This window comes from Serratia sp. ID 25-353 (assembly GCF_054792795.1).
The window spans coordinates 886,597-900,131 of the sequence record NZ_CM139236.1; the positions used below are offsets into that span (position 1 = coordinate 886,597).

Genomic DNA, 13,535 nt, shown 5'->3' on the forward strand with positions numbered 1-13,535 from the left:
TCATTTAAGGCTAATCTTAAAAAGAGCATTAAGTGGTAAAGATGGCGGCACACCTCCTGATTAAAGTCGGTACACTAAAAGCGGCGAGTTTCTTTTGCCGTAATAGCACGAAATAATAAAAGAGCACCATTAGCGTAGCCTGGCTGCGCCGCTTTCTGTTTCCTTTTTTTATCAATTACGGACATCACAGGGTGAATGTCGGGCGCAATAATGCGCTGATTCACAGGGGGTAATATTCGGTTTTTCTTATCATTGAACCGGAGGCAATACACAATCCAATAAATGAGAACAGCATAAAAAATGCTAAAGGCGTTGTCGCGCGCTTATTTAATTATTTTATTAAAACGTAAGGCTATTTATGATCCGTATTGAGAAAGTTCTGAGTAAACGCGAACTTAAAGAATTTATTGCTTTCCCCTCGCAACTGTTTCGCGATGATCCGAACTGGATTGAGCCGCTGCATATAGAGCGCGAAGAGCACCTGTCAAAGAAGAATCCCGGTACCGACCACATTGAATGGCAGGCATGGGTGGCCAAAAAACAGGGCAAAGTCGTTGGGCGCATCACGGCGCAAATCGATTCTCTGCACCGGGAGCTGCATGGCGAGGATACCGGCCACTTCGGCATGATTGACGCCGTTGACGATCCCGCCGTTTTCAGCACCTTATTCACGGTGGCGGAGGAGTGGCTGAGGTCGAAAGGCGCGCGTAGAATCACCGGGCCGTTCAGCCTTAATATTAATCAGGAAAGCGGCCTGTTGGTCGAGGGGTTTGACACCCCGCCATCGGCCCTGATGACGCATGCCAAACCCTACTACGCGGCGCAAATAGCGCAACAGGGCTACAGCGAAGGGATTGATTTGCTTGCCTATTGGATGAAAAGAACCGACCTGCACTTTTCGCCGTCGTTAACCCGGATGATGGATCAGGTGCGCAAAAAAGTGACCGTTCGCCGCCTCAACCGCAAGCGCTTTCGCGAGGAGATGCAGGTGCTGCGCGAGGTGTTCAACTCCGGATGGCAGCATAACTGGGGGTTTGTCCCGTTCACCGAGCACGAGTTCGCCACCATGGGGGATCAGCTGAAGTTTCTGGTGCCCGACGATATGATCCATATCGCCGAGGTGGATGGCGCCCCCTGCGCCTTTATCGTCGGTCTGCCGAACATCAACGAAGCGATTGCCGATCTGCAGGGGCGGTTATTGCCGTTCGGCTGGGCGAAACTCTTGTGGCGGCTGAAAGTCAGCGGCGTGCGCACCGCGCGCGTGCCGTTGATGGGCGTGCGCCAGGAATATCAATTCAGCCGCATCGGGCCGATTATTGCGCTGTTGCTGATTGAGGCGCTGCGCGAGCCTTTCGCGAAGCGCAATATCGACGCGCTGGAAATGTCGTGGATCCTGGAAACCAATACCGGCATGCGGACGATTTTAGAACGCATCGGCGCAGTGCCCTATAAGCGCTACCGCTTGTACGAGAAAACGCTTTAACCGGCTGATAACGCATCGCCTTTTCACGTTCTCAGAATAATAACCGCGCCAGGGCATTTTCGGGCGGTGCCGTTTCAGGGGCAGGGTGACGGCGCGTGAGGGAATGCATCGCCTCCTGGAAGAGAACAGTTAAGGTCTTTAATTAATAAACTCGAGATAAATTCACGCCGCGTTATTTATTCGCGAGTGATTGTCGCAGTGTTGATGAGAGCAGATGGTATGCCTGTGGAAAAGAAAAAAGGAATAAGCCGATTAACCTACAGCATAAGGAATTCCTGGGCCGGGTTTATTGACGCCGTGCTTACCGAAGATGCGTTCCGCCAATTATTGGTTATTAACGCCATTTTACTGGTTGTTACATTTGGTTTAGATATTACAAAAATGGAGCGGCTGTTATTAATCATCTGCAGTTTCCTGCTATTGGTGGTTGAGTTGCTTAATACGGCGATTGAAACCGTGGTCGATCGCATTTCGCTGGAATTACATCCGTTATCCAAACGCGCCAAAGATTTGGGCGGCGCAGCGCAGCTGGTGGCGGTGGTGCTGACTATCGTTGTTTGGGCAACGGTGCTGCTGGGCCGATAGGGGCTTGGGTGGTTCAACCACCAGGCCGGTTGCCGTGGCGATATAAGCGGTTATCATCGTTGTTTTGCGTTCAGCAAGGAGAGTAGGCCGCTATGCCCGTGAATTTTGATCTCAACGATCTTTATGCCTTCCGCGCGCTGGTGGAGTACGGCAATTTTCGGCTGGCCGCAGAGTCCATCTGCCTGTCGCAGTCGGCGCTGAGCCGCAGGATTGAAAAGCTGGAAAACGCGCTGGGCAGCAAACTGTTCGATCGCACCACCCGGCGCGTGACTTTGACGCTGTACGGGCAGGCTTTTGCCGAGCGTTCGGATCAGCTGCTGATGAATGTCGAAGCGGTGTTGGCCGATATCGATAAGGTCAGCCAGGAGCGTACCGGGCTGGTCACCGTCGCCACGGTGCCGTCGGCGGCCTACTATTTCATGCCCGACGTGATACGCCGTTTCCGGCTTCGCTATCCGCGTGTGCGCGTTAAGCTGATCGACGGCAGCGCAGGCAATGTCATCGAGGCGGTCACCGGCGGCCAGGCCGATTTCGGCATCTGCTTTGCCGGGCGTCTGCAGCCTAATCTTGAATTTGTGCCGTTGGTGGGGGACGTTTACGTGGCCGCTTGCCGGCGCGACCATCCGCTCGCCGCTAAAAAGAGCCTCACCTGGCGGGAATTTTATCAGCAAGACTACGTGTCGCTGGATAAAACCTCCGGCAATCGCAATCTGCTCGATCAGCGCCTGGAACACCTCATGCCGGAGCGCCCCAGCGTGTGCGAAACTCGCCATGTGACGACCATGCTGGGCATGGTTGAGGCGGGCATCGGCATTGCCGCCGTGCCCGCCATGTCGATGCCCGCTTCAGAACATTCGGTGTTGACGTCGGTGCCGCTGGTCGATCCGGTGGTAAAACGCAGCGTGGGCCTCATCAGACGCGGCGGCCGCATGCAGTCTTTCGTCGCCGCCGAGCTGGAAAAGCTGATTACTGAACAGTATCACTCTGCCTGACCGGCTGCTGCGCCGGCACGGTTCGCATGCCGGTCGCGCGAATGGTCGGCTGTGCCTGAGAGGAGGCGAGGAAGTCCAGCAGCGCTTTGCCTTCGCGGCGGTGCTCCGCATTGGCGGTTACCGCGCCGGCGAAGCGGGTGATGTACTGCACGTTTTCCGGCAGCTCGCCGATAAAGGTGACGCCCGCCACGGGCAACAATTCGCTGACCTGCTGGAAGCCCAGCGCGTATTTTCCTTGCGCCACTTCAGAAGCCACCGGAATGCGCTCAATTATATGCGCCTTTCCTTTCACCTGTTCCTCGATGCCCAGCTTTTTGAACAGTTGGCCGCTGACGTAGCGGCCGCTGGCGCTGTCGGAATAGGCGAAAGAGTCGGCTTGCAGCAAGGTATTGCGCAGGTCGGCATCCGTTTTTATCGCCGGCTTGGGCGCGCCCTGTTTCACCACCATGCCGATCGGCGAATCGGCCAGCTCCACGCGTGAACCCGGCTGGAGCCAGCCGCTTTTGTCCAGTTGGGTCAGCGCGTCGCCCACCATGATCACCACATCGGCTTTCTCTCCGCGCGCCAGCCGCGCAGGGATCGCCTGCGGCGTTTTCCCCATGGAAGGGCCGGACACCAGAATGATTTTGTCGCCGCTTTGGGCTTCATATTCCGGGGCCAGTTTCTCCAGCGCGGCTTTGAAGCCGCCGGAGATCATCACGGTCAGGTCTTTGGCCAGCGCCGCCGTACTGAAGGAGGCGCACACGAGCAGGGTGATGATCGAACGAGTGAGTTTCTGCATGACATGATTCCTTATGGCGATGGCGCGTTAGCGTGCGGTTTGCAGCGGCATGGCGATGCGGCGATACAGATACAGCGTCGCCAGCAAGGCGCACAGCGCGGCGAAGCTCATCCAGTAGCCCGGTGAAGCCTTATCGCCGGTGTATTCGATCAACGCGGTGGAGATCACCGGCGTAAAGCCGCCGAATACCGCCGTCGCCAGGCTGTAGGCCAGCGAGAACCCGGCCACCCGCACTTCCGTTGGCATGATCTCGGTTAAGGCCGGGATCATCGCGCCGTTGTAGAGGCCATAAATGAAGGACAGCCACAGCAGCACGGCCAGCATCATGCTGAAGCTGGGGGCGGCGGCGAGCAGGCTGAGCGCCGGGTAGGCGGTGGCCAGCGTCAGCAGCGCCATGGCGATCAGCACCGGTTTGCGGCCGAAGCGATCCGACAGCGCACCGCCGATGGGCAGCCAGATGAAGTTGGAAATCGCGACCAGTAAAGTGACCAGCAAGCTGTCGGAGGCGCTGAGCAGCAGCACCTTTTTGCCGAAGGTTGGCGCATACACGGTGATCAGGTAAAACGCGGTGGTGGTCATGGCGACCATCAGCATGCCGGCGATCACCACCGGCCAGTTTTTCAGCAGGGTTTTAAACACGTCGCGCATCGCCAGGTGGTGGCGCCGGGCGGTAAATTCCTGTGTTTCTTCCAGCTTGCGGCGCAGGATGAAGATGAAGGGAACGATCAGGCAGCCGAACAGGAAAGGCAGGCGCCATCCCCACTCGCGAATAGCGCTTTCCTCCAGCGCCGCGTTGAGCGCGAAGCCCATTGCCGCCGCCGCCATGATCGCTACCTGCTGGCTGCCGGACTGCCAGCTGGTATAGAAGCCCTTACGGCCCGGCGTGGCGATTTCGGCCAGATAGACGGACACGCCGCCCAGCTCCGCGCCCGCCGAGAAGCCTTGCAGCAGGCGCCCGCACAGCACCAGCAGCGGCGCCCAAAGCCCGATGCTCTGGTAAGAGGGGATCAATACGATCAGGAAGGTGCCCGTAGCCATGATCGACAGGGTGACGATCAGCCCTTTGCGGCGGCCGACTTTATCGATGTAAGCGCCCAGCAGGATGGCGCCAATGGGGCGCATCAGAAAACCTGCGCCGAATACCGCGAAGGTCATCATCAGCGAGGCAAATTCGCTGCTGGCCGGGAAAAAGGTGTGTGCGATGTAGGTGGCGTAAAAGCCGAACAGAAAGAAGTCGAACTGTTCCAGAAAGTTGCCGGAGGTGACGCGCAGGATCGCGCCGGCTCGGGTCCGGGTGGTCATGGGTGAGGTAGAGGAATGCATCTTTATCTCCAGTTTGCTATTGGCGCCTACGCCGCGCCTGTTGCTGAAGACTCGCTCAGGAAAATAAACTAAATAAGCGCAATAAACGCATGGCGCGATGCGTTTGGTGCATCAATCGGCGTTAACAATTTTGCGCGACCAGTTGTAACGCACCGTTAACAAGTTTGGGGGCTGTTGCCTGCGGCGGCGCGCGTCGAAAACGGCATGCGCGTTTTGTGACAGGGTTCATAAAGGGGTGGCGAAGAAACGCCCCGTGCTTCTGAACGATTGTTCGATACCGCTCGTAAAAAGGTGAATGCCTCGCACTGCGTTTGCAAAATGCGTGGATGTACGTTCAGCCTTGCAGTAACAACGCACGCCTTTGCATGTCATCCCGGCACCTCTCTGTTATAGCTTTACATCTATATAGTTGTTGATCTATATTGCAGAGAGGTCCCGTGTGGGAAATTAAAACAACGGATGTGTTTGATGACTGGTTTAGCTCACTCAACGATGCCGATCGGGCCGGCGTGCTTGCCGCATTGATGGTCCTACGGGAAAAGGGACCCGGGCTGCCCAGACCCTATGCCGATACGGTGAAAGGCTCACGTTACAGCAATATGAAAGAGTTGCGCATTCAGAGCCGTGGCGAACCGTTGCGGGCATTCTTCGCTTTCGATCCGTACCGTATCGGCATTGTGCTTTGCGCGGGCAATAAAGCCGGCAATGAAAAACGCTTTTACGATCGAATGCTTCAGATTGCCGATCGGGAATTCACCTGTTGGCTGAACACATTAAACGAGAAGGAGTGACGCGATGGGCAGAACGCTGGAACAGCTTATTGCGGATGAAAAGCCCGAGGTCGTGGCCAACGCGCAGGCGCTGGCGGCGGACATCATGCTGAACATTCACCTTGCCGAGCTGCGCGAAAAAGTCCAGAAAACGCAGGTTGAAATGGCGCAGGCGCTGGGGATCCGGCAGCCGACCGTGGCCGTGATGGAAAAACCGGGCCGCGATCTGAAACTGTCTTCGCTAAAACGCTACGTTGAGGCGGCCGGTGGCAAATTGCGCCTGGATGTTGAACTGCCGGACGGCTCTCACTACGAAGTGGTGCTGTAGACGCCGTTGCTCGGTTAACGGCAGAAAGCAAAAAGCCCGCTCAGGTTCCCCCGAGCGGGCTTTTCGCAATATGGCGCCTCCGATGTCAAGAGGCAGTCGTGAAAGCAAAGAGGCCAGGCTGTATGGGCGCTTCCGTTTGGGCCAGATAGCGTTAAGCAGGTCACCCGTCGTACCTTCGCGATAAATCATCCCCCTGGCTCAAAGCTGAAACGATACGACTTATGTTGATGAATCGCTCATTTAACGTGCAAAAAATGAATGAATTTCATTAAAATTGCGATGATATTCGTATTTTTATCGCACTATTCATTCAAATATTCACCCGGTGAAGTTCATCACATTTCTTTAACCTGCTTAACAGTAGATTTTTCTCGTTAATAGAAAATCGATTCAGCTAAAGGGGAAGGGAAATGAAGAAAACGTGGGTTATAGCGATGTTTTCGGCTCTGATTTCAGGGCAGGCGGCGGCACAGAGTTGGGTGCTGACCAGCGCTGAAGATAGCGTAGAGAAAGGAAACTGGAAGATTTCGAGTGAGGCGCTGAAGATTAAGGATAAAACGTTCAGCATTGAGCAGAAAGTGCTGCACGGCGGCAAGCAGGAAGGCAGCAAGGTCGTGATTATCCGCAGCCAGGATGGCCTGACCATCACCCTCAGCCCCACGCGCGGCATGAACCTCCTGAAGGCAGAAGGATTTGGCGCGAAAATGGGATGGGATTCCCCGGTCAAAGAGGTGGTCAACCCCGCCTTTATCAACCTGGAAAGCCGCAATGGGCTCGGTTGGCTGGAAGGTTTCAATGAGATGATGGTGCGTTGTGGCTATGAGTGGACCGGTCATCCGGTGAGCGAAGGAGGGCAAATTTATACGTTGCACGGTAAAGCGGGCAATACGCCGGCCTCGCGGGTTGAGGTTGAGGTAGCGGATACGGCGCCGTATGAAATTCGTATTCGCGGCCTGCTCGAAGAGAGCACATTCAAAAAAGCCGATCTGCAAACCCTGACCGAATTGCGCTACGTGCCCGGCAGCAACAGTTTCAGCCTGCATGATGTGTTAACCAACCGGGCGGATTACCCCCATGACTACCAGATTATTTATCACAGCAATTTCGGTGCGCCGATTCTGGAAAATGGCGCCCGCTTCCTGGCGCCGATGACCCGCATCAGCCCGTTTAACGACTATGCCAAAGCCGGGCTGAAGACCTGGGGAACCTATGCCGGCCCCACCAAAGGGTTTGATGAAATGGTCTTTAACATTAAGCCATTATCGGACCCGAATCATCAGACACTGGCGGCGCTGGTCAATAACGCGGGCGACAAAGGGGTGGCTATTCAGTTCGATACCCGTCAATTGCCCGTCCTGACGCTGTGGAAGAATACCGATACGTTAAAACAGGGGTATGTAACGGGGATTGAGCCGGGCACCAGCTATGCCTACCCGGTCACCATCGAGCGCGAACAAAAACGCGTTAAACAGTTGCAGCCTGGCGCCAGTGCGCAGTTTGATCTGACCTATACCTTGCTGCACAGCAAGGCGCAGGTGGCGGATCTGGAGCAGAAGATTGCTGATATTCAGGGCAAGGTAAAAATCGATGAGAATGCCGTGCCGATAGCCAAAGAGTAGCGCGTCCTTGCGACTTGTTTAGCGCTAAAAAACAAAAAGCCCGCTCGGGTTTCCCTGAGCGGGCTTCTCTAAATTTGGCTCCTCTGACTGGACTCGAACCAGTGACATACGGATTAACAGTCCGCCGTTCTACCGACTGAACTACAGAGGAATCGTGTGAACGGGGCGAATAATAGCGGGGCGCCTGGGGTTTGTCAAAGCGCTAAACTGCAAAAAAGGTGCGTTTGCTGAGGGAATGAGCACCTTGCGCTGTTTTTCGGCATTTTTCACCGGCAGGCGGTGATGTTTGCCGCCTGTCTCGTTGTCGCGTCGCTTGCACAAGCCCTTGCACGGCGATGGTGCACAGCCGTTTTCCCTTTCATCTTCCTCTCACGCTAACCGTGCTGCCCAGGCTCCTGGTTAATGCCGCCACATGCCGCGCCGCAACTGATATGTAGGATGAATAAGCAAGCAATATGTATTCGTCGTCACAATGGCTAGATTTTTGCTTACCCATTTTTGGGGAATGCGACTGCGCTCTCAAGAAAATTATTTTCCCCGTCTACACATAAAGTGACTGATCCGCGCCCTAGGGCGTTTCGCTATACCAGTGCTGAGGAAGATAACAATGTCATCGAAATTGATAAAAAGTCCGCTCGCTGCTTTGCTCATCGGTTGTTTAGGTACGGCGTTTTCCGCGCAGGCCGACATCGTCATCGGCGTCGCCGGGCCGTTCTCCGGGCCGAACGCCACCTATGGCGATCAGTATTGGCGCGGCGCTTCGCAGGCGGCGGCGGACATCAACGCCGCCGGCGGCATCAAAGGGGAAAAAATCAAGCTGGTGCAGGGGGATGACGCCTGCGAACCGAAACAGGCGGTCGCGGTGGCCAACCGGTTGGTGGATCAGGACAAGGTCTCGGCGGTGGTCGGCCACTTCTGCTCCTCTTCCACCATGCCCGCCTCCGAGGTGTATGACGAGGCCGGCATCATCGCCATCACCCCCGGCTCCACCAACCCGCAGATCACCGAGCGCGGCATGAAGACCATGTTCCGCATGTGCGGGCGCGACGATCAGCAGGGGGTGATCGCCACCAACTACATGCTGGATACCCTGAAGGCCAAGCGCATCGCGGTGATCCACGATAAAGACACCTACGGCCAGGGGTTGGCGGACGCGGCGAAGGCGGCGATGAACAAGCGCGGAGTCAAAGAGGTGCTGTATGAGGGGTTGTCGCGCGGTGAGAAAGACTTCAACGCGCTGGTGACCAAAATCGCCTCGGTCAAGCCGGACGTGGTCTATTTCGGCGGCTGCCATCCGGAAGCCGGGCCGCTGGTGCGCCAGATGCGCGAGCAGGGCGTGACCGCCAAGTTCTTCTCCGGCGACTGCGTGGTGACCGAAGAGCTGGTGACCGCCGCCGGCGGGCCGCAGTACACCAACGGCGTGCTGATGACCTTCGGCAACGATCCGCGTCAGATCCCGGAGGGCAAGGCGGTGATCGCCAAGTTCCGCGCCAGCGGCTTTGAGCCGGAAGGGTACACCCTCTATTCCTACGCCTCGATCCAGGCGATCGCCGCCGCCTTCAACGCCACCGGCGGCAAAGACAGCGCCAAGGCCGCCGAATGGCTGAAGTCGCACGATGTGGATACCGTGATGGGCAAAAAAGCCTGGGACCAGAAGGGCGACCTGAAGGTCTCGGACTATGTGGTCTACCAATGGGATGACAAGGGCAAATATCACCAGCTGTAAACGGCCGAACCTTGAAGTTGTAACCCTATGACCGACGGGCTCGCCGCTCTGGCGAGCCCGTTCCGCGATGACCTTTGGGCCGCGTCGGACTGCGTTGGCGGCCTTACCAGGCGAGACTGCTCATTATGGATGTATTCTTTCTGCAACAGCTGATCAACGGCCTGACCCTCGGTGCGGTATATGGCCTGATCGCCATCGGCTACACCATGGTTTACGGCATCATCGGCATGATCAACTTCGCCCACGGCGAGGTGTACATGATCTCCGCCTACCTGTGCGCCATCGGTTTGGCGCTGCTGTCGTTCTTCGGGCTGCACTCGTTCCCGCTGCTGATCCTCGGCATGCTGGTGTTCACCATCGTTATCACCGGGGTGTACGGCTGGGTGATCGAGCGCATCGCCTACAAGCCGCTGCGCAACTCCACCCGCCTGGCGCCGCTGATCTCCGCCATCGGCATGTCGTTAATCCTGCAAAACTACGCGCAGATCAGCCAAGGGCCACGCCAGCAGGGCATCCCGACGCTGCTGAGCGGCGTGTTCCGCCTGGAGTTCGACGGCGGCGTAGTGCAGATCACCTACACCAAGGTGTTTATCCTGGTGGCGTCGCTGCTTGGCATGGCGATCCTCACCTACCTCATTCAGCGCACCCGGCTGGGGCGCATCTGCCGCGCCACTCAGCAGGATCGCAAAATGGCCTCGATTCTCGGCATCAATACCGATCGGGTGATCTCGCTGGTGTTCGTGATCGGCGCTGCCATGGCCGGGCTGGCCGGGGTGCTGATCACCATGAACTACGGCACCTTCGATTTTTACGTCGGCTTTATCATCGGCATCAAGGCCTTCACCGCCGCGGTACTGGGCGGTATCGGCTCGCTGCCGGGCGCCATGCTGGGCGGGCTGCTGCTCGGGGTGGCGGAGGCGCAGTTCGCCGGCATGGTGAACTCGGATTACAAGGACGTGTTCTCCTTCGGGTTGCTGGTGGCGATCCTGATCTTCCGTCCGCAGGGCCTGCTTGGCCGGCCGCTGATCGCCAAGGTTTAAGGAGAACGCCATGTCGCAATCCGTGATCAACGGCGGGCTGGACGTTAAACGCAGCCTGCTGGACGCCGTCTTGGCCGGGCTGATCGCCCTGATCGTGTTCGGGCCGATCGTCGGCATCGTGCTGAACGGCTACAGCTTCAACGTCGAACCGCGCCGGCTGGTGTGGATTATCGTCGCGGTGATGGCCGGGCGGCTGCTGCTGAGCCTGTTCCTGCAAACCGCGCCGGGGCGCAGGGTGCTGGCGCGCTTCGACGGCGGCAACGACGGCGTCTACGTACGGCCGCTGGGCTATAAATCCAACCTGCGCTGGATCTTGCCGCTGATGGCGGCGATCGCGCTGCTGTTCCCGTTCGTCGCCACCAAATACCTGCTGACGGTGGCGATCCTCGGCCTGATCTACGTGCTGCTCGGCCTGGGGCTGAATATCGTGGTCGGGCTGGCGGGGCTGCTCGATCTGGGGTACGTGGCGTTTTACGCCATCGGCGCCTACGGGCTGGCGCTGGGCTATCAGTACCTCGGGCTGGGGTTTTGGGCGATGCTGCCGCTGGGGGCGCTGATGGCGGCGCTGGCCGGCGCGCTGCTGGGTTTCCCGGTGCTGCGCATGCACGGTGACTACCTGGCGATCGTCACGCTGGGGTTCGGCGAGATCATCCGGCTGGTGCTGAACAACTGGATGTCGCTCACCGGCGGGCCGAACGGCGTCTCGGTGCCGGCGCCGACGGTGTTCGGCCTGGAGTTCGGCCGGCGTGCCAAAGACGGCGGGATGCCGATCCACGAGTTTCTCGGCATCGATTACAACCCCAACCTCAAGTTCATTTTCATCTACGCGGTGCTGTTTTTGGTGGTGCTGCTGGTGCTGTACATCAAGCACCGGCTGACGCGCATGCCGATCGGCCGCGCCTGGGAGGCGCTGCGCGAGGATGAGATCGCCTGCCGCTCTCTCGGGCTCAATCACGTACTGGTGAAGCTGTCGGCGTTTATGCTGGGCGCCTCCACCGCCGGGCTGGCGGGGGTGTTTTTCGCCACCTATCAGGGCTTCGTCAACCCGACTTCGTTCACCTTCTTCGAGTCGGCGCTGATCCTGGCGATCGTGGTGCTGGGCGGCATGGGCTCCACCCTCGGCGTGGTGCTGGCGGCCTTCGTGCTGACGGTGGCGCCGGAGCTGCTGCGCAGTTTCGCCGAATACCGGGTGCTGCTGTTCGGCGTGCTGATGGTGGCGATGATGATCTGGCGGCCGCGCGGGCTGGTGCGCATCAGCCGCGCCAGCTTCGCCGAACGCAAGGGGGTGGCGCCATGAGCGACGCCATTTTGCGGGTGGAGCACCTGATGATGCGCTTTGGCGGCATCAAGGCGCTGAACGACGTCAATCTGGAGGTGGAACGCGGCTCCATCACCGCCCTGATTGGCCCCAACGGCGCCGGCAAGACCACAGTGTTCAACTGCCTGACCGGCTTTTACCGCGCCAGCGGCGGTGCGATCCTGCTCAATACCCATAAGCGGCCGACCGACGTGATCCAGGTGCTGGGGCAGAAGTTTCGCGCCGGCGACTGGATACGCCCGAAGCGGCTCGGCTCGCGCCTCTATTACAAGATGTTCGGCGGCACCCACCTGGTCAACCGCGCCGGGCTGGCGCGCACTTTCCAGAATATCCGCCTGTTCCGCGAAATGTCGGTGGTGGAGAACCTGCTGGTGGCGCAGCACATGCAGAGCAACCGCAACCTGATCGCCGGGGTGCTGAACACGCCGGGCTACCGCCGGGCGGAGAGCGCCGCGCTGGATCACGCCTTCTACTGGCTGGAGGTGGTGGATCTGGTGGACTGCGCCAACCGGCTGGCGGGGGAAATGTCCTACGGCCAACAGCGGCGGCTGGAGATTGCGCGCGCCATGTGCACCGCGCCGGAGATGATCTGTCTCGACGAGCCGGCCGCCGGGCTGAACCCAGTGGAAACGGCGACGCTGAGCCGTATCATCCGCTTCCTGCGCCAGCATCACGGCATCACGGTGCTGCTGATCGAGCATGACATGGGCATGGTGATGGAGATCTCCGATCGGGTGATCGTGCTCGATCACGGCGACGTGATCGCCCGCGGCACGCCGCAGGAGATCCAGCACAACGAGGCGGTGATCGCCGCCTACCTGGGCGCGGACGAAGAGGAGCTGGCGGGATGAGCGAAGCGATGCTGGAATTTCGCGAAGTGGACGTGTTTTATGGGCCGATCCAGGCGCTGCGCAAGGTGTCGCTGCAGGTCAACGCCGGGGAGACGGTGGCGCTGATCGGCGCCAATGGCGCGGGCAAATCCACGCTGTTGATGTCAATCTTCGGCCAGCCGCGCATCGCCGGCGGGCAGATCCTGTTTGGCGGCGAGGACATCAGCCGCCGCTCCACGCACTACGTGGCGGCCGGCGGCATCGCGCAGGCGCCGGAAGGGCGGCGCATTTTCCCGGACATGAGCGTGGAGGAGAACCTGCTGATGGGCACCATCACCGTCGGCAACCGCTATCTGGCGGAGGATTTGCCGCGTATGTTCGAGCTGTTTCCGCGTCTCAAGGAGCGGCGCAACCAGCGGGCGATGACCCTGTCCGGCGGTGAGCAGCAGATGCTGGCGATCGCCCGCGCGCTGATGAGCCGGCCGAAGCTGCTGCTGTTGGACGAACCGAGCCTGGGGCTGGCGCCGATCGTGGTGCGGCAGATCTTCGGCGTGCTGCGCGAACTGACCCGCAGCGGCATGACGCTGTTTCTGGTGGAGCAGAACGCCAACCACGCGCTGAAGCTGTCCGATCGCGGCTATGTGATGGTCAACGGCCAGATCCGCCTCACCGGCAGCGGACCGGAGCTGTTGAACGATCCGGCGGTGAGAAAGGCCTATCTGGGCGGTGGCTGAGCGCCG

General features: G+C 58.8%; 13 protein-coding genes and 1 tRNA gene. 11 read left to right on the forward strand and 3 right to left on the reverse strand.

What is annotated here, in order from left to right:
• The first annotated feature begins 358 nt into the window (after positions 1-358).
• The 3 genes from ACYF6X_RS04175 to psrA all read left to right on the forward strand — a co-directional run bounded on the left by ACYF6X_RS04175 (position 359) and on the right by psrA (position 3,060).
• A complete protein-coding gene (locus ACYF6X_RS04175; RefSeq protein WP_063989263.1) occupies positions 359-1,483 on the forward strand; it encodes a hypothetical protein in 1,125 nt (374 codons plus the stop codon).
• Positions 1,484-1,702: 219 nt separating this feature from the next.
• Positions 1,703-2,068, forward strand: coding sequence for a diacylglycerol kinase (locus ACYF6X_RS04180; protein WP_060439472.1), 366 nt, complete (start codon positions 1,703-1,705; stop codon positions 2,066-2,068).
• 92 nt (positions 2,069-2,160) lie between these two features.
• Positions 2,161-3,060, forward strand: coding sequence for an L-proline-binding transcription factor PsrA (gene psrA, locus ACYF6X_RS04185; protein ID WP_060439473.1), 900 nt, complete (start codon positions 2,161-2,163; stop codon positions 3,058-3,060).
• On the opposite strand, the gene ACYF6X_RS04190 is transcribed toward psrA, so the two are convergent.
• Together ACYF6X_RS04190 and tcuC are read right to left on the reverse strand one after the other, a co-directional pair.
• On the reverse strand, positions 3,035-3,841 hold the full coding sequence (locus ACYF6X_RS04190; RefSeq protein ID WP_406880018.1) for a substrate-binding domain-containing protein: 807 nt from the start codon (positions 3,839-3,841) through the stop codon (positions 3,035-3,037). The two genes, psrA and ACYF6X_RS04190, sit on opposite strands and share 26 nt — an antisense overlap.
• 27 nt (positions 3,842-3,868) lie before the next feature.
• Positions 3,869-5,164, reverse strand: a complete 1,296-nt coding sequence (gene tcuC / locus ACYF6X_RS04195; protein WP_130017182.1) for an MFS transporter — start codon at positions 5,162-5,164, stop codon at positions 3,869-3,871.
• 437 nt (positions 5,165-5,601) lie between these two features.
• Between tcuC and ACYF6X_RS04200 the strand changes: the two genes are divergently transcribed.
• The 3 genes from ACYF6X_RS04200 (at position 5,602) to ACYF6X_RS04210 (ending at position 7,881) form a co-directional block, all read left to right on the forward strand.
• Complete coding sequence (locus ACYF6X_RS04200; RefSeq protein ID WP_100396990.1) at positions 5,602-5,955, forward strand: type II toxin-antitoxin system RelE/ParE family toxin; 354 nt, start codon at positions 5,602-5,604, stop codon at positions 5,953-5,955.
• Between the two features lie 4 nt (positions 5,956-5,959).
• Positions 5,960-6,262, forward strand: a complete 303-nt coding sequence (locus tag ACYF6X_RS04205) for a helix-turn-helix domain-containing protein (protein ID WP_049200011.1) — start codon at positions 5,960-5,962, stop codon at positions 6,260-6,262.
• Between the two features lie 410 nt (positions 6,263-6,672).
• Positions 6,673-7,881 carry an aldose 1-epimerase family protein gene (locus ACYF6X_RS04210; RefSeq protein ID WP_130017183.1) on the forward strand — a complete coding sequence of 403 codons (1,209 nt, stop codon included), beginning with the start codon at positions 6,673-6,675 and terminating at the stop codon, positions 7,879-7,881.
• A 75-nt stretch (positions 7,882-7,956) separates the two neighbouring features.
• Here ACYF6X_RS04210 and ACYF6X_RS04215 read toward each other — a convergent pair.
• Positions 7,957-8,032, reverse strand: a tRNA-Asn gene (locus ACYF6X_RS04215).
• Positions 8,033-8,488: 456 nt separating this feature from the next.
• Between ACYF6X_RS04215 and ACYF6X_RS04220 the strand changes: the two genes are divergently transcribed.
• The 5 genes from ACYF6X_RS04220 to ACYF6X_RS04240 all read left to right on the forward strand — a co-directional run bounded on the left by ACYF6X_RS04220 (position 8,489) and on the right by ACYF6X_RS04240 (position 13,529).
• Positions 8,489-9,607 (forward strand): branched-chain amino acid ABC transporter substrate-binding protein, encoded by a 1,119-nt coding sequence (locus ACYF6X_RS04220; protein WP_063989269.1) that lies wholly within the window; start codon positions 8,489-8,491, stop codon positions 9,605-9,607.
• Between the two features lie 125 nt (positions 9,608-9,732).
• A complete protein-coding gene (locus ACYF6X_RS04225; RefSeq protein ID WP_130017184.1) occupies positions 9,733-10,647 on the forward strand; it encodes an ABC transporter permease subunit in 915 nt (304 codons plus the stop codon).
• 10 nt (positions 10,648-10,657) lie between these two features.
• Positions 10,658-11,944, forward strand: coding sequence for a high-affinity branched-chain amino acid ABC transporter permease LivM (gene livM / locus ACYF6X_RS04230; protein WP_130017185.1), 1,287 nt, complete (start codon positions 10,658-10,660; stop codon positions 11,942-11,944).
• Entirely contained in the window at positions 11,941-12,816 is an 876-nt protein-coding gene (locus tag ACYF6X_RS04235; RefSeq protein ID WP_033635209.1) for an ABC transporter ATP-binding protein, read from the forward strand. Before livM ends, ACYF6X_RS04235 begins: the two co-directional genes overlap by 4 nt.
• Positions 12,813-13,529 carry an ABC transporter ATP-binding protein gene (locus tag ACYF6X_RS04240; protein ID WP_063989272.1) on the forward strand — a complete coding sequence of 239 codons (717 nt, stop codon included), beginning with the start codon at positions 12,813-12,815 and terminating at the stop codon, positions 13,527-13,529. The genes ACYF6X_RS04235 and ACYF6X_RS04240 overlap by 4 nt, the downstream gene beginning before the upstream one ends.
• The last annotated feature ends 6 nt before the right edge of the window (positions 13,530-13,535 follow it).